Here is a 20,214-nt window from a genome sequence, read left to right as displayed (position 1 = left end):
GTAATTGTGCTGTCTTTTCGGTTTCGGATCTTCGGGGGACGGGGCGCAATTTCCATAAATTGAGGTGTCGTTTCCATGGAACAGATTCCATATCAGGAGCATGATCATGGCATCGCCTGATTATTATCAGATACTGGGCATTTCCAAAGCCGCAGAACACTTTGATATAAAAGCAGCTTACCGGCGTCGGGTCCTGAAGGTACACCCGGATGTGGCAAAGGGAGAGAAAGAACGCTTTCTGGCAGTACAGCAGGCGTTTGAGGTTTTGTCTGACCCAGGGAAACGAAAAGCCTATGATTTGGCCATTCACGCTGAAACCAGGGTGTTTGGTGAAAAACGAGTTCCCGGAAAATCCAATGGATTAAACAGCGGCGTTTTAAATTCCACTGTTTTAAACCGAATCGTCATCAGTGCATTAGCCTTTATTCTTTTTTCCATTGCCCTCAAATTATAACAGCCTATTCTGGAAGCCAGGAATTTGATCAACCAACTAAGCCGTCAACATTTGAAAAGCCCAGTTTAGGTTTTAATATGGATGCAGCCGGTTACAGAAAATTATTAAAAAGGGCCCCTTTCGGATATGCTCATCATCGGATCATAATCGATGAGCAAGGGATACCAGTGGACTACCAGTTTATAGAAATCAATGACCGGTTTGCCAAGCTTACGGGTCTGGACGGCCAGGCGGTTGCCGGCAGTCTGGTAACCGAGGTTATTCCAGGCATCACCGAAGATGAATTTGACTGGATTGGGTTTTATGGCAACGTGGCTCTTAAAAATTGTGAGGAGAGTTTTGAGCAGTATTCTCAAAAGCTCGGGCGCTGGTACAAAGTGTACGCCTACTCGCCCGCGCCATATGATTTCGTAACCTTTTTTTTGACATAAGCGAAAAGAAAAAGGCCGATCAACTGCTTGACGAAAGGTACAATCAGTTTATTACGATTTTCAAGCATTCCCCCCTGCCCATGGCACTGACCCGGCTGGACACAGGAAAAATCGTTGAGGTAAACGATATTTTATGTACCAAAATTAGGGCTTCACGAGAGCATCTCATTGGGTGGAGCCCAACTGAATTGGGGTTTTACACCAGTAAGGACCGCGCCGTTTTTATTTCCGAACTAACCGAAAAGGGCTTGGTTGACGGGTTTCTCATGAAATTTACGGATATGGACGGTTTGGTGTTTACCGCCCGGATGTTTGCCCGCTTCATTCAAGTTAACAGACAAAAATATATTTTAACGGTCTTTGAAGATCTCACTCAAAAGCATCAGATGGAGCAGGAACTTGAAAACGCCAGGGAGCGGATGCGGGTCATCACAGAATCGGCCATTGACGCAATTGTTCTTATAGATCACGAGGGAGCAATTCTTTACTGGAATCCTGCTGCTGAGCGCATGTTCGGCTACACTGCGTGGAAAACCCAGGGGCAGAACCTACACCTGCTGGTTGCCCCGGAGCGCTACCACAAAACCCATTTTGATGCATTTGACCGTTTCCAGAAAACCGGGCAGGGCAGTGCCCTGTATAACACTATGGAATTATATGGAAAACATAAAGACGGCAATGAGTTTCCCATTGAACTCTCTGCTTCGCCGGTTCATATCAACAATAGATGGCATGCAGCCGGAATAATGCACGACATTACCGAGCGTAAAAAAGCCGAGCAGGCGCGCAGGGAAAGCGAAGCAAAATTCCGGATGCTTTTTGAGAACTCGCCTATGGGCATCTACATTGCCAACCCGGAGGGTGAAATTCTTGATGCCAACTCCACGCTGATCGAAATGCTGGGCTCTCCGTCATTGGAGGCTACAAAACAGATTAACCTGTTGACTCACCCTCCATTTGTGGAAAACGGGTATGCCGACATGTTTACTGATTGCGCTCAATCCGGTGAGATCAGGCAGCTGGAGAAACCCTATACCAGCAGATGGGGCAGGCCTGGGTGGTTTTCCTCCTGCCTCATCCCTTTGAAAAACCAAGACGGCGGTGTTGTCAGCCTGTATACCCTGATGGAAGACATCACGGATCGTAAAGCAGCCGAAAAAGAGCTTGTCAGAGCAAAAGAAGGGGCAAATGCTGCCAGCAGGGCTAAATCTGAATTTCTTGCTGCCATGAGCCATGAAATCAGAACCCCTCTAAACGGGGTGTAACGTTCAAAAGTTTTGGCATGGGCAAGTTTCAATAGAATTGTCAGATCAGGTCTGAACTAAGTCACTTCAATGCCCAGTTTTTGTTTCCAGTATTGTTCCCATTTTTCTTTGGAATATTTTTTCACAACGATCATTTTAGAAAGCTTGGAGACGGTATCATCGGACCATCCCCAAGCAATGCGCTTGATACGGCGCCCGATTTCCCGGAAGATGCGTTCCAAAAACGAGGTCGTTTTGGGGGCGATCACTTCGGTTTTCAACCATAGCTCAACATTGGTGAAAATCCGCAGGGAAAAAGCCCTGGCCGGCTACCTGGCCGATCGCGGCATCGGCTATTTTCTTCCCATGGTCCGGCGCCGGCAGTCTTCGGCCAAACGGGAACGCTACAGCCTGTTGCCATTGTTTTCGGGTTATTTGTTTTTTAAGGCAGATGATCCCGGCCGGTACCGGGTTTTGGACCCACTTCAAGACAAATTTGCCAACTGGACCGTGTAATTGAAAATCCGGGTTTCCAAAAACTTCTTTATCATTCTCTGCCTTGATATCTTATTGCTGATGGCCGCCCATTATGGCGCCTACCTTGTGCGTTTTGACTTCAGTGTTTCAAGCCGGGAGTTTGCGCCCTTTCTCACTCTTCTGCCCTATGTACTGCTCATAAAGATCGCCGCGTTTTACTATTTTGATCTTTACAGCGGTATGTGGCGATATACCAGCTTAAATGATCTTTTCAACGTCATCAAGGCCTCCACTGCCGCCAGTGTTGCCCTGATCTTGTTTGTGCTGGCCAGATACCGCTTTGAAGGCTTTTCCAGGTCGATTTTTTTGATTGATTACTGCTTTACTTTGATTGCCATTGCCGGGGTTCGCGTGGCCGCCCGGGTGCTTTTTGAGCAGTCGGCACGCCGGGCCGGGACAAAGGCGCTGTTTCAAAATCTGGTCAGGGTCTTGAGAGAAAAAAAGTGCGCCGCACAGAATCCTGATCATTGGTGCGGGCGACTGCGGGGAAAAATCCTCAGGGAGATCAAGGACAACGCATCCATCCGATATCAGGTGGTGGGTTTTCTTGATGATGATCGGGTTAAAAAGGGAAGAAAAATTCACGGGGTGCCGGTTTTGGACAAGATTTCCCGGCTACCCAGGGTTGTTGACCGGCTGGGGGTTTCTGATGTGGTCATTGCCATTCCCTCGGCGGACGCGGCAAGAATCCGCTCCATTGTGGAGCTGTGCAAGTACTGCAGTATCAAGTTCAAAACCGTGCCGGGCATGGGCGAGCTCATCGACGGCCGGGTCACGGTCAATGCCATCCGGGATGTGGAGTTCCGGGATTTGCTCGGCAGAAAGCCCGTGGAACTGGATCAGGAACAAATCGGGGCGTTTTTAAAGGGCAAGACCGTTTTTGTCTCCGGAGCCGGGGGTTCCATCGGCAGGGGGTTGTGCCGGCAGATCTGCCGGTTTGCGCCGTCAAAGATCATTCTTTTATGGATGCGAAAAATTTGTTTTCGTCTCCACGGACAAGGCCGTGAACCCGGCCAATATCATGGGGGCCAGCAAGCGGGTCTCGGAGATGATCGTGCAGCACAAAAGCATGGCCGGAAATTCGGCCACCCGGTTTGTCACGGTGCGGTTCGGCAACGTGATCGGCAGCGCCGGCAGCGTGATTCCCTTGTTTAAAAAACAGATCAAAAACGGCGGTCCGGTCACTGTGACCCATCCGGAGGTGGTGCGCTATTTCATGCTCATCCCCGAGGCCTGCCAGTTGATTCTCCAGGCCGGGGCCATGGGCAAGGGCGGTGAGATTTTTATCCTGGAAATGGGCGCGCCTGTCAAAATTGCCGAAATGGCGAGGGATTTGATCCGGTTTTCCGGGTTTGAACCGGATGTGGACATCAAGATCGAATATGTGGGCTTAAGGCCGGGCGAAAAGCTCTACGAAGAGCTCATGACCGATCATGAAAATGTGGTGGCAACCGATCACGCCAAGATCATGGTTTTAAACTGCGCCAGTGTGGATGTGGAAATCCTGGACCCGCATTTTGCCATGTTAAAGCAGGCGGCCAGACAGAGAAACCAGACCGCCATCCGCCAATACCTGAAATCCATTCTGCCCGAGTACAGCTGCCCCGGCCATGCGTCCATGTTCTCGGCCGAAGCAGAAAAACCACAGACAATGCAGCAGTAAACACCAATTTATAAAAAAAGATCCGGGGTTTTCAAATGGATGAAGAAAAACAGGCGGCAAGTCAACACCATCAGGGGTATATGCCGCCGTATAACGGTTATGGGCCGGCGGAAGCAGAACAGGGGACGTTTTTGAAAATTCTTCTTCTATGCTGTAAAGGCCAGGTAGGCTGGGAACTGCACCGATCCCTGTCTCCCATAGGTTTGGTAACCGCTATAGCCCGGCAGGAGGAAAACGGCCTTTCGGGTGACTTGTCTGACCCGAAAGCCCTTTCTGCGACCATAAAATCCGTATCCCCGGATATCATCGTCAACGCTGCTGCCTATACGGCAGTAGACCAGGCGGAGTCCAAGCCTGAACAGTCCCGGCGCATTAATGCCGAAGCGCCGGTCCATCTTGCCCGCATGGCAAAGGAGGCAGACGCATGGCTGATTCACTTCTCCACAGACTACGTCTTCGATGGCACCGGCACCACCCCCTGGAAAGAAAGTGCCCTCAAGGGCCCTATAAACGTCTACGGCAAAACCAAACTGGAAGGCGAAGAAGCAATCCGCGAAAGCGGCTGCCGCCACCTGATTTTTAGAACAAGCTGGGTCTATTCCGCCGCCTGTAAAAATTTTATCCACACCATGCTACGGCTGGCTGCCAAACGAGACCGCCTCCGGGTCATAGACGACCAGATCGGCGCACCCACAGGTGCAGAACTCATCGCGGATGTCGGCGCCCATGTGATCCGTACCGCATATTACGATAAAAAACTTTCAGGCACATATCACCTTACCGCTGCAGGAGAAACATCCTGGAATTTTTGAAACTTAAAAACAAGAGCCCCGGAAAACACAAAGGACGAAAAGCGTGGCAAGAAAAGGCATTATTTTAGCCGGGGGCAGCGGCACACGACTTTATCCGCTTACCCACTCCGTATCCAAACAGCTTCTGCCGATCTATGATAAGCCCATGATCTATTACCCCTTGTCCGTGCTTATGCTGGCAGGTATTCAAGACATACTCGTGATCTCCACGCCAGAGGATACTCCCCGCTTTGAACAGCTTCTGGGCAGCGGCAATCAGTGGGGTATAAATCTAAACTATGCCGTCCAACCGGAACCGGGCGGCCTGGCCCAGGCGTTTATCATCGGCGAAAAGTTTGTCGGCAATGACGCGGTAACTCTTGTGCTGGGAGACAATATCTTTTACGCTCAGGGACTGGCCAAACGACTGCAGCATTGGGCGAAAGAGGAAAGAGGCGCAGCGGTTTTCGGTTATTATGTAAAAAATCCAAGTCGTTACGGTGTTGTCGAATTTGATACCACCGGTACGGCCGTCAGTCTTGAAGAAAAGCCGCAACATCCAAAATCCAACTATGCTGTGACCGGACTGTATTTTTACGACAATGACGTGGTAAAGATTGCAAGCCAGATAAAGCCCTCCCGGCGCGGCGAACTTGAAATTACAGACGTCAACAAGGCTTATCTTCAACGCGGCGACCTCAAGGTTGAATTGCTCGGGCGGGGTACGGCCTGGCTCGACACCGGAACCCATGCCTCGCTTTTGGATGCCGGAAGCTTTATCCGGACCATAGAAGAACGCCAGGGCCTTAAAATTGCATGCTCTGAAGAAATCGCCTTTCGCATGGGCTTTATCGATGCACAACAAGTATGCCGTGTTGCCGCGCCACTGAAAAAGAGCGGATACGGTCAGTATTTAATGGGGCTGGTGGATTGATAAGAAGCGCCCAGCCGCCAAGCCAATTGGCTCACCTGCAGCCCGAAGAAGGACAGATAAGTGCCATCGCATCCACCACCACCACCACCACCAACTTAAACGAACCGCATTAAACCGCTTCCACCGCCCTACTTGAAAAAAATATCTTTTATATTCGGCACCCGGCCCGAAGCCATCAAAATGGCGCCCCTGATACTGGTCATGCAAAACCATCCGGACCTGACACCCAACATCTGCGTTACCGGCCAGCACCGGGAATTGTTGCATGCCACCGATGGTCGATGCGATGTCATTTTGTAACGCATTTATGGCCGGGTTCTGTTTTTGCAGTAGCCGGGATTTTGCCTGCGCCACTGCTGTGCCCGTTGTACGTTTTCTGGGCCGCGGAAGTAGTCGGCGTTTTCTGGTTTGTTTTGTCACCGGCGCTGGCTGACTGCCCTGGATGTTTTTTTGCACTCGGCTTTGTCGCAGTATTGCTGGCGCGTGGTATTCTGTGAGATCTGGAATTATTAATTCGAAGAATTAAGGGCATGTCCCCGGAATTACTTTCGGAATTACCTATGGGACAAATTCCATGGAGCCGATTCCATACCCTATGGAATTGTTTCCATGAAATCCGGATATACCCCCTGCAGCACAACCCCCCCAGCCTGAAAAAAGCCCGAAATTACATAAATAGAGCCTTTTATAACTTTTGGCACACCATCTGCATTAAAGGGAGGAACACAAATCCCGCGCCGGATTCCGGCACATACATGCGGGAGCAGCCTCATCGCTGGGGTGATTTGGCGGACCTTAATTGGATAGAATTGAAGAATTAAGGTCATGGCCCCCCAATCATATAAAAATTTATCTGCACTTTTCACCCATCGGAAAAAACGACTTGCCCCCGAAAGGGACGGAGTTCGCCCAAATTTTAAAAAACCCGGTGATTTTGCCATAAAAACAATGCCCGGTCCTAGTGATGATAGAATCCAGTTTAATTCAAAAACTCGAAAACCTTACAGCCGTCATCGGCATCATAGGTCTGGGCTATGTGGGCCTGCCCCTGGCACGCCGATATCTTCAGATCGGATACACGGTTCTGGGCTTTGACATCGACCCCAAAAAGGTCGATCAGCTCAAAGCCGGCAAAAGCTATATAAGGCACATTGCCGCAGATGACTTTGCAGAAAGCATTAAAAGAGAAAAATTTGACGCAACAACGGATTTTTCAAAAGCAGCGCAGGCCGACGCTCTAATTTTGTGCGTGCCCACCCCCCTTGACAAGCACCGTGAGCCGGACCTTTCATATATAATTGACTCTGTGGACAAGATAACAGGCCATTTACGCCCCGGCCAGGTGGTTTCCCTTGAATCCACAACTTACCCTGGCACCACAGAAGAAGAGCTTAAAATTCGCATTCAAAAGGCGGGATTCACGGTTGGCCGGGATATTTTTCTGGTCTACTCACCGGAAAGAGAAGACCCGGGCAACAACAACTACTCCACCCGGCGTATTCCAAAGGTCTGCGGCGGCACAACCCCTGCCTGCAGGGAAGCCGGGCTGGCCCTTTACGGTCAGGTGATCGACCAGGTGGTTCCTGTTTCTTCCACAAAAACCGCCGAAGCTGTAAAACTGATGGAAAACATATTCCGCAGCGTAAACATCGCCCTGGTAAACGAGCTTAAAACCGCTTTTATGAAAATGGATATTGACATATTTGAAGTGATAAAGGCTGCTGCCACAAAACCCTTCGGATATATGCCGTTTTACCCAGGTCCCGGCCTTGGCGGGCATTGTATTCCCATAGACCCTTTTTACCTCACCTGGAAGGCCAGGGAGTATGAAGTGGCCACAAGATTTATCGAACTTGCCGGTGAAATCAACACATCCATGCCGTATTTTGTGGTCAGCCGCGCGGCAGACGTATTAAACCAGCATGCAAAGCCCCTTAAAGACGCAAAAGTGCTTCTGCTGGGCCTGAGTTACAAAGCAGACGTAGATGACGACCGGGAATCGCCCACCTACAGAATAATGGAGCTTCTCGAGCAAAAAGGCGCCGTTGTATCTTACAATGATCCGTATATCCCGGAAATCAGGCCAACCCGCGAGTATCCGCATTACGCCGGCCGAAAATCGGCTCAAATCACAGAAGAATATGATCTTATCGTGTTGTGCACCGGCCACAGCCAGTATGATTCGATCAAGCCGGAAGCCCTGAACACCCCAATTCTCGACACCCGGGGATTTTTTGACGATATTTCCGGGGTTATTTACAGGGGATAGTTGCTTTGTGCCCCCGGAATTACAACCAAGGCACAGCGCCAATTCCGGGGACATGACCTTAATTCGCAAGAATTAAGTATCGTGTCCCCGGAATTAGGAAAGGCACAGCGCCCTGGGGACATGACCTTAATTCGTTAGAAATAAGGATCGTGTCCCCAGGAATTAAGTATTGTGTCCCCAGAACTGGTGTAAATCATAAAAAAAGGAGTCCTTAATCCCTTAACCCTTAAAACTTAAAACTTAAAGTAAAAGGCCTGGGAAGAGGGCATGTGAAACGGATTAAAGACAGTTTAATCTGAACAAATCTGTCAGTTTTGAAGTGCTGCAGGAGTAACGAGACACATTCATGCCATCTATTCGTAAGTCACTTATTTCAGGAGTCTTCTACACTGCATTTGCGAAATACAGCAATGTGTTCTTTTCAATTTTAATTGGAGCTATATTAGCGAGACTCCTAACTCCTGAAGATTTTGGGATTGTTGCCTTGGTTACAGTATTTGTAACATTCTTCAATTTATTAGGTGATTTTGGAATAAGTAAAGCAGTTGTTCAAAACCAAAATTTAACAAAAAATGACATACAGTCCATATTTGTATTTTCAATATTATTTGCCCTTGCTTTAGGTGCTTTATTTTTCCTCGCTGCACCTTTGATTTCCAGGTTTTATGATGAACCTGAGCTTATTAAAATATCCAGATTATTGGCGCTTGCTGTATTATTCCATGCCTTACAGGGTATCCCCAGAGCTCTGCTTGAAAAAAATTTAGAATTTAAGAAAATTGGAATAATAACTGTTAGTACCCAACTAAGTATGGGGATCTTTGCGATAATATTAGCTTATAAGGGCTTCAGTTATTATGCGCTTGTAATCAGGGCCATATTAACCGGTTTTTTGCTTTTCTCTTTTTTTTATTTGATTTCACCTATAAAAATTGTTTTTAGAATAGACCCAAATGCTATTAATAAAATAATTAGATTTTCCGTTTTTAACTTTATGTTTAATATCATTAATTACTTCTCCAGGAATGGTGATAATTTGCTAGTAGGAAAGTTTTTAGGTCCATCTTCATTAGGTTTTTACAATAAAGCTTATAGACTTATGATGTTGCCTGTGCAAAATTTAACGCATGTTATTACACCTGTGATGATGCCAGTTCTTTCAAAATACCAAAATGATTATAATGTAATTTTTAATACGTATTTAAAGGTAGTCAAGGTCTTGGCTACAATTGGGTTCCCATTATCAGTTTTCCTATTTTTTTCAGCAAACGAAATTGTTACAATTATTTATGGACCACAATGGGATCAAACCATACCCGTGTTTAAAATTCTTGCTTTAATAATTGGTGTACAAATGATTTATTCAAGCGCTGGTTCTGTTTTTCTAGCAATCAATCGAACAGAATTGCTTTTCTATTACGGTTTAATAAGTGCATGTATCTTATTGAGTGGTATTTCTTTAGGAATATTTCTGGGAAAAAGCATTTTGGCTGTCGGATGTGGTATTGCTATTGCATTTACGATCAGTTTTTTTATTGTGTATTATATGCTTATACACGTAGCACTAGGTAAATCTTTCTTGCAGTTTATAAAAACACTATTATTTCCGCTGTTTATTAGTTTAATAATGATAGTCCCTCTTTGGATATATTCAAAATATGTGAGCGAGAATATGTTTCTTGGCTTAGCCTTGAAAGTAGTTATATCCGGGCTGACCTTTGGCGCAATGTATTTAAGCAAGAGAGAGTACAGGGAGATATTACAAATGGGAATAAAACAATATATTAGGAAATGATCCAGATTTGTGTTCCAGTTCAAAACAAAATTTTTTTATCTGATTTTCAAGTAATTATGAGAATATTAGTATTAGGTGGAACTGGTGCAATGGGAGCCCACTTAGTAGATATCCTCTCCCAAAATGGGTCAGAATTATTTGTGACCTCCAGAAGTCCACAAAAATCAAAAAGTAGTGTTAGCTATCTGCAAGGTAATGCCAAAGATTTTGTTTTTTTCAAAGAGCTTGTTGGTGCGAAATGGGATATTATTGTTGATTTTATGGTGTATTCCACAGAAGATTTCAAAAAGCGGATAAATCTGATTCTGGATGCAACAGTTCAATATTTTTTTATAAGTTCGGCTAGAGTCTACGCCAATTCTCTACAACACTTAACAGAAGACTCAGCTCGTTTGCTGGATGTTTCAGAAGACAAAGAATATCTTTTAACTGATGAGTATGCCCTCTCAAAAGCACGACAGGAAGATATGCTGATAAATTCCGGCCGGAAAAACTGGACAATTGTTCGACCATACATCACATACAGTGAAAACCGCCTACAGCTTGGGAATTTAGAAAAAGAACAATGGCTTTATCGTGCTCTTAAAGGAAGAACAATTGTTTTTTCAAAAGACATTGCTTCGAAAAGAACAGCAATGACTTACGGCCGCGACGTGTCAAAAAGTATTTCATCGCTGATTGGTGACCCAAGGGCATATGGAAACATTTACAATATTACAACAAACGAAACGCGTACCTGGGCAGAGATCATGGCCCACTACCTGACAATTATTGATAACCAATTAGACTTCAAACCAAAGGTCTTGTTGCAAAGCATAAATCAAGTATTTGAATTGCACCCGGCAAAATATCAAATTAAATATGACAGATTATATAATAGACAATTTGATAATTCAAAAATTGGTGAATTTATAGATGTGGAAAGCTTTACCCAAATGGAAAATGGAATAGAAAAAAGTTTAACGGCTTTTATTAAAAAGCCGGATTTTAGGAGAATCAACTGGGTAACAGAAGCATTACAGGACAAGCAAGCCAAAGAAACAACCCCTTTAAAAGAAATTTCAGGCTTAAGACAAAAAGCAATATACCTTATTTACAGACATTTATCCGCAAAACACATTAAAATACTTAAAAAGTTAAAAACATGACAAAATACTACTCCGATGAAAAGAATGTCCAGGTTATCCTGTCACTATTAAAAGAGCATGGCATTAAAAAAATAATAGCATCTCCAGGAACTACAAATGTAGCCTTTGTTGCCAGCGTGCATAATGATCCATATTTTGAGATGTACTCTTCCGTCGATGAAAGATCTGCTGCATACTTGGCTTGTGGTTTATCAAGCGAAAGTGGCGAACCTGTAGTTTTAAGCTGCACTGGTGCAACTGCTTCTCAAAATTATTTTTCGGGACTTATTGAAGCTTATTACAGGAAGTTACCTATACTTGCAATTACTTCTACGCAGCCGGTAATGAAGGTTGGCCACCATATTGCCCAAGTTACAGATAGAAGTGTTTTCCCAAATGATGCTGTTAAACTAACCGTTTCAATTCCGATTGTAAAAGACGATGATGATTTATGGGACTGTGAAATTAAAGCAAACAAAGCCATTCTTGAATTAAAACGACATGGTGGAGGACCAGTTCACATCAATCTTCCAACAACATACAGCAGAAACTTTGACACAAAAGAACTTCCCAAGACCCGTGTCATCAAACGAATAACTTCGTTAAATGATTTCCCTGAACTGCCAAAAGGTAAAATTGCTGTATTTGTAGGCGCTCATGCACCAATGTCAAAAGAACAAACTGATGTTCTTAACAAGTTTTGCGCATCAAATAATGCTGTTGTGTTTTGCGATCATACAAGTGGCTACAAGGGAAGGTACCGGGTGCAATATGCACTTGCCGCAGGGCAACCAGTGTTAGATACCGCCACCCTCCCGGATTTACTTATCCATATCGGTGAAATTACCGGAGATTACTATAGCATTAAAATGGCAAACAAACAGGTTTGGCGTGTCAGCGAAGATGGAGAAATTCGAGATACATTCAGAAAACTTAGTTATGTATTTGAAATGACCGAACAGCAGTTTTTTGAACATTATACAAACAAGGATCCAGAAAAAACAGAATATTTAGATGACTGCAAAAAACTCTTAAATGAACTTAAAAAAAAAATATCTGATCTCCCTTTTTCAAATGTTTGGCTGGCTTCCCAAATAGCACATCTAATCCCCGATGGATCAACCATTCACTTCGGTATTTTGAACAGCCTTCGCTCATGGAACTTTTTTGAATTGCCGGATTCAGTTACTTCCTCAGCGAATGTAGGTGGGTTTGGAATAGATGGGGGCGTTTCGGCCCTAATCGGTGCCTCTTTTTATAATAGAGACAAACTTTACTATGGCGTAGTAGGTGATCTGGCGTTTTTCTACGACATGAATGTTTTGGGGAATCGGGACATTGGGAAAAACATCCGCCTTCTGCTGGTCAACAATGGCAAAGGAACTGAATTCAGGCACTTCAATCACAAAGCATATCAACATGGTGACAAAGTCGATGAGTTCATTGCAGCTGCTGGTCATTTTGGCAACAAATCCCAGACACTGGTGAAGAATTATGCCCAGGATCTTGGGTTTGAATATTTAAGTGCCTCAAACAAAGAAGAATTTAAAAAGGTGTATATGCACTTCCTGACCCCTGAAGTTACAAACCAACCAATATTATTTGAGGTTTTCACAGACAGTGAAAGGGAAAGCGGAGCCTTGAAAAAAATTTTGAATATTGAAAAAGACTTAAAAGAAGATGCAAAAAAATGGACCAAAAAAGTCTTAGGACCTAAAGGCATAAGTGCCTTAAAAAAAGTAATCAGATCCTAAAACTATGTTTATGAAAATCGGTATTCTTACATATCAATTCTCAACCCAAAATTTTGGTGCTGTCCTGCAAACTTATGCCTCATATCGAGTATTAAAAAAGCTCGGACACACTCCGGAAGTGATTAATCTGTTACCCGGTAAAAAACTAAGCTTTAAAAAGAATTTAAAAGCTAAATTAAAATTATTCTTATACAACAAAATCGAATTTGAAAGATTTAAAAAGAAACATATAAAGTTAAGCGCCCCTTATTATTCTGATGATAATTTGCATGAGCTGGATACCATTTTTTATGCCTATTACGTTGGCAGCGACCAAGTTTGGCGTGCATCCATGTCAAAAGAAAGACTTATCCACTATTTTCTTGATTTTGCAGATAATGAAAAATTAAAAATAGCCTATGCTGCCAGTTTTGGCATCTCATCGTGGGAAGGCGATACTGAAAAAACAAAACAAGTAACCCCGTTAATCAAGAGATTTTCGGCTATTGGTGTAAGAGAACAGGATGGGGTTGATATATGTAAAAATGTTTTTAATGTTAATGCTGTAAAAGTATTAGATCCCACCTTACTACTTGACGAGGGTGATTATCAAAAAATTATTCAAAAAAATGAAAAGTTTAACCTACAAAACTATATTGCATATCATATTATACAAGACAGGCCTGCAAAAGGTGCAATTCCGTCAATGGTATTTCAGCAAACAAAAAAGAAAGTCATCAATTTGTTTGGACAAAACAAAAAAATATTAGGCCACTCTTTTTTAAAATATAACTCAATTGGCACCTGGTTAGATGGAATTCAAAACGCTTCCTTAATAATTACAGATTCTTTTCATTGTGTTATATTTTCAATAATTTTCAAAAAGCAGTTTGTCTGTATTCCGAATCAAAGAGGTGGAGTCTCACGGATTGAGAATTTATTGCAAATGCTCAGGCTGGAAGATAGGTTTTGTGAATCTGAAAATTTTGATATTAAATTCTACTTAAATAGCCCAATTAATTATAGTGAGGTTTATTCAAATCTTAACCTTTTAAGAAAAGAGTCGTTCAATTTTTTAACTAACGCTTTACTTTAGTCAGTAGGAAATATATACAGCAAATGAAAAAACTTACAATAATATTTACAACAAACCATGCTGATACACTCGGCAATGCCTGCCGCCTGGATATGGTTGAATTTTTAACTAAATATTTTGAAGTAACCATTATTACAAACCAACCGGAATTTATTAAAAACAGATTTCCAAATGAATTGGTGATACCCTTTAATTCCAATGAAAAAAGCAAGCTTTCAATAGTAAAACATTATAAATATCAAAAGAAATTGGCAAGGAAGATTAATAAGATTTCAAGCGATGGGGTTTTTTTGTTTCATGAAGACTCACCGGCTGCTATTTGGATTGAATCACCTGTATTCCAATACATTCACCAATATGGTAACAGAGGAAATAATAAAACTAGATCTCCGAAAGAATATATCAAAAAAATCATTTCAAAAGTAAATCACCGCCAAACACTTAGGGGATTAAAAAAATCCAGAATTAATTTTGTTGTGTCCACCTTTTTAATCGACCTCTTCAAACAAGAGGGGCTAACCAATATGGCATATACACCCCATGCTATGGATATTGACAAGTTTCAAAAGCCTCTGTTTAAAAAAGAGCATCAAAAACTGAAGGAATTAAAGGACGAAGGATATTTTATTGTCAGTTATACCGGTTGGGTAACCGAAAATCGGGGTTATCAATTAATGATGGACTCAATCAAAAAAGCCGCAATCCAAGATGATAAGATTGTCCTAGTAATAGCCGGTGCCGATGCGAAATTTAGTCAATGCATTGCTGACTTTCAGAAAAACAATAACCTCGAGGATAATATTATTAATTACGGAGTTATTGATTCCGCTTTAATTCCGGGTATTTTATACTATTCTGATGTTTGTCTAAGTTTATTGGATTCAGATGTACCGGCTTTTCAGGTGTCTCCACCCCAAAAACTATTTGAATATTTTGCTGCCGGCAAACCTGTTATTTGCAATAAAGTACAGACCCACAGCATGTTTGTTGAAGATGGCAAAACAGGGTTTTTGTTAGACATGGACCCCCTCCAGGCGAGTAAATCCATTAAGCTATTAAAAGACAATGAGAAAATGCACCAAACAATGTGCAATAACGCTTTTAAAGAAGCTTCAAAATACGATATCAATTTGGTTTACGGAAATATGGTAGAAAAAATAAAAGACGCAATCAATGAGCATAAAAAACAGACTTAAAAACAGCACCTTATTCCCTCTTTTGGTTTATCTGAGATATTGGGCTAACCGATACGCCATCAAAAGGGTTTTAACCTCAGATAAATTAGCAAAAGGATTTGACTTAAAACCTGTTGATCCAGGAATAAATTTCTTCGGATATTACAATATGTTACCTGAAAACAAGAAAGGTGAGATTCTGTATTTGAAAGTTAATCAGGAAGAAACCAGGGGCAGCCTTTTTGAATCAGCAAGCATCATGTTGAAAAATCCAGACGGAAGCACCTCTAAAATTTCAGAAACAAAAGCCTGGAACTGGCAGCAGGGGTGCATGCTTCAATGGGCCCCCGGCGCTGACGGACGAATTTTGTTCAATGATTATGATCCTGAAACAGACCGATACATCGCCAAAGTGATTGATAAATTCGGGAACCCTGTAGCCCGCTACGATATCCCGGTAAACAACGTCAGCAAGTGCGGAAATTTTGCTTTAAGTCTTAATTACGACCGCCTGGCAAAAATGAGGCCTGATTACGGGTATTTCAATAAAAAAGATCAGACATTGCCGCCGGATGATCAGGACGGCATCTGGTATCTGGATCTGAAAACCGGCGCTTACAAGCTGATACTTTCCCTGGAGTCACTGAAAAACCTGGCTTACGTCCCAACAATGGATGGAGCGGGCCACAAGGTCAATCACATTGATATCAATCCGGACGGCACCCGTTTTATGTTCCTTCATCGATGGGTCGGGCCACAGGGGCGCTTTATGCGGCTGGTTACCGCTGATCCGGATGGCAGCAATCTTTGTATCCTCAATGGTGATAAAATGACGTCACATTGCTGCTGGGCTGATAATAATGAAATTATAGCGTTTTGCCAATACAATGAAAAGAGAGGATATTTCAAATTTAATGATAAATCAAAGGCGGTCAGGTTTTTGTCTGCCAAAATGCCAAAGACTGACGGGCACCCTTCTGTTTCTCCGAATGGCCAGTGGCTTGTGACAGATACCTACCCGGACAAGAGCAGAATGTCGCATTTATATCTCTATAATATGTTTACTGATGATATTATACACCTTGGAAGATTTTATCAGCCTCTTAAATACAAAAAATTAATGAGAGTTGACCTCCACCCGAAATGGTCAAAAAATGGCAAATCTGTTTTTTTTGAATCAGCTCATAATAGTAACAGAAAACTATATGAATTAAGTACAATAAACCAAAAAGCCAAGAACCGTCTCTTATATTTTATCAAATCTTGATTTTGCAGACTCACATTTTTGTAACGGATAGATATTAATATGCAAAAACCGCGTCTTCTCTGGATAGCCTTCAAGCTCATCGACAAATCAGAAAACCGGGTCGTTCTTCTTCAGATGATTGAACGCTTGAATCAACATTTTGATGTCCGCCTGATCGCCGGTTACAGCAAGGAAGCGCTTGAATTACAAGCAGGCGGCCGCCCTGTGGAATACTATGACAGACATGGCCGCATCCCCCTTAAGTGGCTCAGGGCATATATCAGTCAACCAAGCGTCATTAAGCGGTTGATCCGCAGCGAGCCACCGGCAATCATATTTGTCACCCATGGGCCTTCAAACCGGATGCTGCGGTTTATTTTAAAAAATGCCCGGAAATATGGTGCAAAAGTGGTGTTTGACGTCCGGACCCTTCCAGGGCCGAAAAATAATTCCAGGTCTTTCAAACTTTTCAGCAGCCGGCTTTTGTTTGCCAGCCGGCACTTTTCCGGGGTGACCTACATTACGGAAGAAATGCGCAGATACTGTATAAAGCGCTTTGGTCTGCCGGATCACAAAAGTGCGGTCTGGACCTCCGGGGTTGATGCGGACACGTTCAGGCCGGCTGATTTAAAGCCTGCAGACACGCCTTTTCGCCTGATCTATCATGGGGGCATTATTTCCGCCGCCCGGGGCCTGGACCGGTTGATCCAGGCCATGGATTATGTAAAGGACCTTGATATTCACCTGACATTGATCAGTTCCCTGCGGGAGCCGGAAGCCATCTGCTGGATTGAGCGGTTAAAACTCCAGGACCGGGTCACTTTGGTGGATACGATCCCCCATGCCCAGATCCCCGCACAGATTCAGGCCCATCATGCGGGCATTCTGCCGTTTCCGGACTGTGACATGTGGAATACAAGCTCTCCCATCAAATTGTTTGAATACATGGCCTGCGGCCTGCCGGTGATCGCAACTCAAATTCCTGCGCACAGAAATGTTTTAAACGGCAAGCCCTTTGCTTTTTTTGCCAAAGACGCCTCCCCCCAGGCCCTTGCCGCGGCAATCCGGCAGGCGTATTCCCAAAAAAAACGGTTTGAAGAGCTGGGGAATCAAGCAAGGGCCCAGGTGCTTGAAGAACATACCTGGAACAGCCAGGCAGTCAGGCTTTCCAATTTTTTACGATCTTATCTTTGAATTTCAAATAACCGGTCAAAGGCAAGTCCAATCTAACATCACATGAAGCTGGTTCATTTCACAATTGCTGTTTTGGTTTTTATTTTCTTTTTTTCAGGCCTGCTGATTCATTACGGACTTTTGCCGGATGCGGTCAATTTTGTGCCTGAAATATTGATCTTATTTCTTTTCAGCTGCGCACTTCTGCGGCCGGACCGGGAGCCGGGCACAATAAGGGTGGCCGGGTTCCGCCTTATAGTGCTCTTTATTGGCTGGACTGTTTTGGCCGGAATAGCCACGGGCCAGTCAACAATTACGGTTGTTCTTTTTTTACGGGTTGTTTTGCGTTTCTATGTGCTGTTTCTGGCCATTATTAACCTTGAAATGAGCGATCGGGAAATAAAAATATGGATTGCCGTGCTGGCGGCTCTCCTGTTTCTTCAGGTGCCGGTGGCAGCCGTGCGGATGATCTGGGAGGGCCAGGGTGAACAGGCAGTGGGGACCTACACCTATGGGGGCGGCGGCCTGTCAACGGCCATTCCCATGTTCATGACCGGTTATCTGCTGGTGTTTTATACCGCCTATCGCAGATGGCTGCCATATCTTATCGGCATTGTGGCCTTTGCCGCATTCGGCATTATCGGGGGCAAACGGGCCACTTTTTTAACGGTCCCGCTGGCCGGCGTTTTTGCATTATATGTTGTACACAGCATCGGCAGTATTGAAACCGGTTCCGTGCGCAACAAGATTTTCGCCCTTGTGATTCTCGGGCTTATATCTTTTACAGCAATGAAATTTTTGCCAAGCCTTAACCCGGAAAACCGGGTTCAAGGCAGGGTTGATATCAGCTATGCCGCAGACCATGCTTTTGAATACAGTTTCGGCCAAAGCCAGGAGGGGGCAACAACAGGGCGGATGTCTACCACCATCCGGGCCTTAAGCCTGTCTTCAGAAACATTTCACAAGGCTCTTTTCGGGTTTGGCCCGGGTTCCATGATGAAATCCAGATTCGGGGTTGGGATGGAAAGGAAACAGAGTGGGCGACACGCCTGGAGAGGTGTGGATCCGCGCACCGGTATAGTGTATGGAATGACCGGCTTTGCATGGCTTCTTTTGCAGGTCGGTTATCCCGGTACCCTTCTGTGGTTTACATTTTTATTTTTCATGTTCAGAACCTTCAAGAGGGCAGCCGCCTTGCAAAATGATCCGTTCTGGCAGGCGATCAGTCTAGGGGTTGCCTGCCATATGATGGTGGTTTTGTTTATCTCCGGTTTTTATAATGCAGGCCTGGTTATGGGGGATTTGGGCACATTTCTGGTCTACTTTATCCTGGCCCTGGGGTTTTTGCATGCAAAGAACGAAAAAGCGCAAACATAAAATGCATTTTAACATCCGCATATTTCAAAATATAGATGATCCTTTTCTTAAATCCGAATGGGAGCGCCTGGAGCAGGCGGCCGATGTTTTTCCCCAGAGCACCTATCACTGGTGCGCCACATGGTGGAAACACCTGGCCGGCCACAGAAAACTGCATGTGGTGATGGTGCTGGGAGAGGAGGGCAAAGCCCTGGGGATAGCGCCCCTGTGCATTGAACGCCATTTAGGCGTCAGTGTGTTAAGATCATTTCCTGTTCATTTCGGGGATTTTTATACGTTTATCCTGGAAAACGGGGCGCATGAGAAACCGGTCATTGAAGCGATAATTACATATATCCGGTCAAATCAGCAATGGAGATGGGCACGCCTGGAACAGGTGCCTGAAAACAGTGTCTTGGCACGGGTTTTTGCTGAACACGCTTTTCTTGCCAAGCATATGACGGCTTGTGTGATAGCTGATTTTTCGGGTTTGGACTGGGATGGCTATTTAGCAAAACTGAAAAAAAATTTTCGGGCAGAAATCCGAAGACGCATGAAAAAAATTGCTTCAGACCATGATGCAGCGTTGAGGGCTACAAATCAATGGGCGGATTATGAAAAAAAATTCACTGAGATGGTCAGCATATACCGGGCGCGCTGGCAGGACGATCGATCGCCTGCCAAAAGCGATCAGGAACTGGCCTGCTGGCAGGAGGCCATAAAAGAGCAGTTTAATAAGGGAAAAATTGTCTATTATCAGCTTTTGTTTGATGGCAAACCGGCCGCATACCGCCTGGGGTTTGTGCATCAGGGGGTTTATTATGCCTGGCACACCAGTTTTAACCCGGCTTTTAAAAGGTACTATCCGGGCATTATGATTTTAGCCTATATGATTCGTCATTTTATGGCTACGGGCATCCATACCATCAATTTTATGGCCGGAGATTACAACTGGAAGTATGACTGGTCATGGGATAAGCGAAAAACAGACAATTATATGTTTACATCCCCGTCCCGGGGCATCGCATCCACTATTCTAAATGCCTATCACCATAAGATCCGGGACAAAATAAAAAACTATTATCACCAGGCCATGGAATATAAGGCATTGCGGACCGTTTCGCGAAACGCGATTCTGGTCTGGCGAAAGATTTCCAATCACTCATAGCATTTCAATAAGATTTTTCCAT

19 protein-coding genes and 2 pseudogenes are annotated in these 20,214 nt (G+C 44.2%); 18 read left to right on the top strand and 3 right to left on the bottom strand.

Annotated features, from left to right (window positions below; translation table 11 throughout):
• Window positions 1-106 precede the first annotated feature (106 nt).
• The 3 genes from HNR65_RS08955 (at window position 107) to HNR65_RS08945 (ending at window position 2,150) form a co-directional block, all read left to right on the top strand.
• Window positions 107-454 carry a J domain-containing protein gene (locus HNR65_RS08955; protein ID WP_181551151.1) on the top strand — a complete coding sequence of 116 codons (348 nt, stop codon included), beginning with the start codon at window positions 107-109 and terminating at the stop codon, window positions 452-454.
• Window positions 455-531: 77 nt separating this feature from the next.
• Complete coding sequence (locus tag HNR65_RS08950) at window positions 532-885, top strand: PAS domain-containing protein (protein ID WP_181551150.1); 354 nt, start codon at window positions 532-534, stop codon at window positions 883-885.
• Window positions 882-2,150 carry a PAS domain S-box protein gene (locus HNR65_RS08945; protein WP_332309023.1) on the top strand — a complete coding sequence of 423 codons (1,269 nt, stop codon included), beginning with the start codon at window positions 882-884 and terminating at the stop codon, window positions 2,148-2,150. The genes HNR65_RS08950 and HNR65_RS08945 overlap by 4 nt, the downstream gene beginning before the upstream one ends.
• Window positions 2,151-2,206: 56 nt before the next feature.
• On the opposite strand, the pseudogene HNR65_RS08940 reads toward HNR65_RS08945, so the two are convergent.
• A pseudogene (locus HNR65_RS08940) lies at window positions 2,207-2,443 on the bottom strand (ISH6 family transposase); the annotation flags it as partial.
• Here HNR65_RS08940 and HNR65_RS08935 point away from each other — a divergent pair.
• The 5 genes and pseudogenes from HNR65_RS08935 to rfbA all read left to right on the top strand — a co-directional run bounded on the left by HNR65_RS08935 (window position 2,328) and on the right by rfbA (window position 6,054).
• Window positions 2,328-2,645 (top strand): transcription termination/antitermination NusG family protein, encoded by a 318-nt coding sequence (locus HNR65_RS08935; RefSeq protein WP_435051288.1) that lies wholly within the window; start codon window positions 2,328-2,330, stop codon window positions 2,643-2,645. The pseudogene HNR65_RS08940 and the gene HNR65_RS08935 sit on opposite strands and share 116 nt — an antisense overlap.
• A 60-nt stretch (window positions 2,646-2,705) precedes the next feature.
• Window positions 2,706-3,590 (top strand): annotated as a pseudogene (locus HNR65_RS17990) (polysaccharide biosynthesis protein); the annotation flags it as partial.
• A gap of 97 nt (window positions 3,591-3,687) precedes the next feature.
• Window positions 3,688-4,329 (top strand): polysaccharide biosynthesis protein, encoded by a 642-nt coding sequence (locus HNR65_RS17985; protein ID WP_232364718.1) that lies wholly within the window; start codon window positions 3,688-3,690, stop codon window positions 4,327-4,329.
• A 35-nt stretch (window positions 4,330-4,364) separates the two neighbouring features.
• Entirely contained in the window at window positions 4,365-5,141 is a 777-nt protein-coding gene (rfbD, locus tag HNR65_RS08925) for a dTDP-4-dehydrorhamnose reductase (RefSeq protein WP_220128333.1), read from the top strand.
• A 43-nt stretch (window positions 5,142-5,184) separates the two neighbouring features.
• On the top strand, window positions 5,185-6,054 hold the full coding sequence (gene rfbA, locus HNR65_RS08920; protein ID WP_181551146.1) for a glucose-1-phosphate thymidylyltransferase RfbA: 870 nt from the start codon (window positions 5,185-5,187) through the stop codon (window positions 6,052-6,054).
• Here rfbA and HNR65_RS08915 read toward each other — a convergent pair.
• Both HNR65_RS08915 and HNR65_RS08910 read right to left on the bottom strand, forming a co-directional pair.
• Window positions 6,034-6,408, bottom strand: a complete 375-nt coding sequence (locus HNR65_RS08915) for a hypothetical protein (RefSeq protein ID WP_181551145.1) — start codon at window positions 6,406-6,408, stop codon at window positions 6,034-6,036. The genes rfbA and HNR65_RS08915 overlap by 21 nt on opposite strands.
• A gap of 239 nt (window positions 6,409-6,647) precedes the next feature.
• Window positions 6,648-6,995: a hypothetical protein gene (locus HNR65_RS08910; protein ID WP_181551144.1), complete on the bottom strand. Its 348-nt coding sequence runs from the start codon at window positions 6,993-6,995 to the stop codon at window positions 6,648-6,650.
• 23 nt (window positions 6,996-7,018) lie between these two features.
• Between HNR65_RS08910 and HNR65_RS08905 the strand changes: the two genes are divergently transcribed.
• From HNR65_RS08905 to HNR65_RS08860, 10 genes are all read left to right on the top strand, one after another.
• On the top strand, window positions 7,019-8,323 hold the full coding sequence (locus HNR65_RS08905) for a nucleotide sugar dehydrogenase (protein ID WP_181551143.1): 1,305 nt from the start codon (window positions 7,019-7,021) through the stop codon (window positions 8,321-8,323).
• Between the two features lie 346 nt (window positions 8,324-8,669).
• Window positions 8,670-10,118, top strand: coding sequence for a lipopolysaccharide biosynthesis protein (locus HNR65_RS08900; protein WP_181551142.1), 1,449 nt, complete (start codon window positions 8,670-8,672; stop codon window positions 10,116-10,118).
• Window positions 10,115-11,266: an NAD-dependent epimerase/dehydratase family protein gene (locus tag HNR65_RS08895; protein ID WP_220128332.1), complete on the top strand. Its 1,152-nt coding sequence runs from the start codon at window positions 10,115-10,117 to the stop codon at window positions 11,264-11,266. Before HNR65_RS08900 ends, HNR65_RS08895 begins: the two co-directional genes overlap by 4 nt.
• The gene (locus HNR65_RS08890; protein WP_181551141.1) at window positions 11,263-12,999 is read left to right on the top strand and encodes a thiamine pyrophosphate-binding protein; all 1,737 of its coding nucleotides are present in this window, start codon (window positions 11,263-11,265) and stop codon (window positions 12,997-12,999) included. Before HNR65_RS08895 ends, HNR65_RS08890 begins: the two co-directional genes overlap by 4 nt.
• Window positions 13,000-13,009: 10 nt before the next feature.
• A complete protein-coding gene (locus HNR65_RS08885; RefSeq protein WP_181551140.1) occupies window positions 13,010-14,074 on the top strand; it encodes a polysaccharide pyruvyl transferase family protein in 1,065 nt (354 codons plus the stop codon).
• A 23-nt stretch (window positions 14,075-14,097) separates the two neighbouring features.
• A complete protein-coding gene (locus tag HNR65_RS08880) occupies window positions 14,098-15,270 on the top strand; it encodes a glycosyltransferase (protein ID WP_181551139.1) in 1,173 nt (390 codons plus the stop codon).
• Window positions 15,248-16,516 (top strand): TolB-like translocation protein, encoded by a 1,269-nt coding sequence (locus tag HNR65_RS08875; RefSeq protein WP_181551138.1) that lies wholly within the window; start codon window positions 15,248-15,250, stop codon window positions 16,514-16,516. The genes HNR65_RS08880 and HNR65_RS08875 overlap by 23 nt, the downstream gene beginning before the upstream one ends.
• 39 nt (window positions 16,517-16,555) lie before the next feature.
• The gene (locus tag HNR65_RS08870) at window positions 16,556-17,689 is read left to right on the top strand and encodes a glycosyltransferase family 4 protein (protein ID WP_181551137.1); all 1,134 of its coding nucleotides are present in this window, start codon (window positions 16,556-16,558) and stop codon (window positions 17,687-17,689) included.
• Window positions 17,690-17,830: 141 nt separating this feature from the next.
• Entirely contained in the window at window positions 17,831-19,045 is a 1,215-nt protein-coding gene (locus tag HNR65_RS08865; protein ID WP_181551136.1) for a hypothetical protein, read from the top strand.
• Between the two features lies 1 nt (window position 19,046).
• Window positions 19,047-20,192: a GNAT family N-acetyltransferase gene (locus HNR65_RS08860; RefSeq protein ID WP_181551135.1), complete on the top strand. Its 1,146-nt coding sequence runs from the start codon at window positions 19,047-19,049 to the stop codon at window positions 20,190-20,192.
• Window positions 20,193-20,214: the final 22 nt, after the last annotated feature.

The organism is Desulfosalsimonas propionicica, assembly GCF_013761005.1.
In the GTDB taxonomy this organism is placed as follows: Bacteria; Desulfobacterota; Desulfobacteria; order Desulfobacterales; family Desulfosalsimonadaceae; genus Desulfosalsimonas; species Desulfosalsimonas propionicica.
Note: the sequence above shows the minus strand (reverse complement) of the source record. Positions and strands in the feature narration are given on the sequence as shown.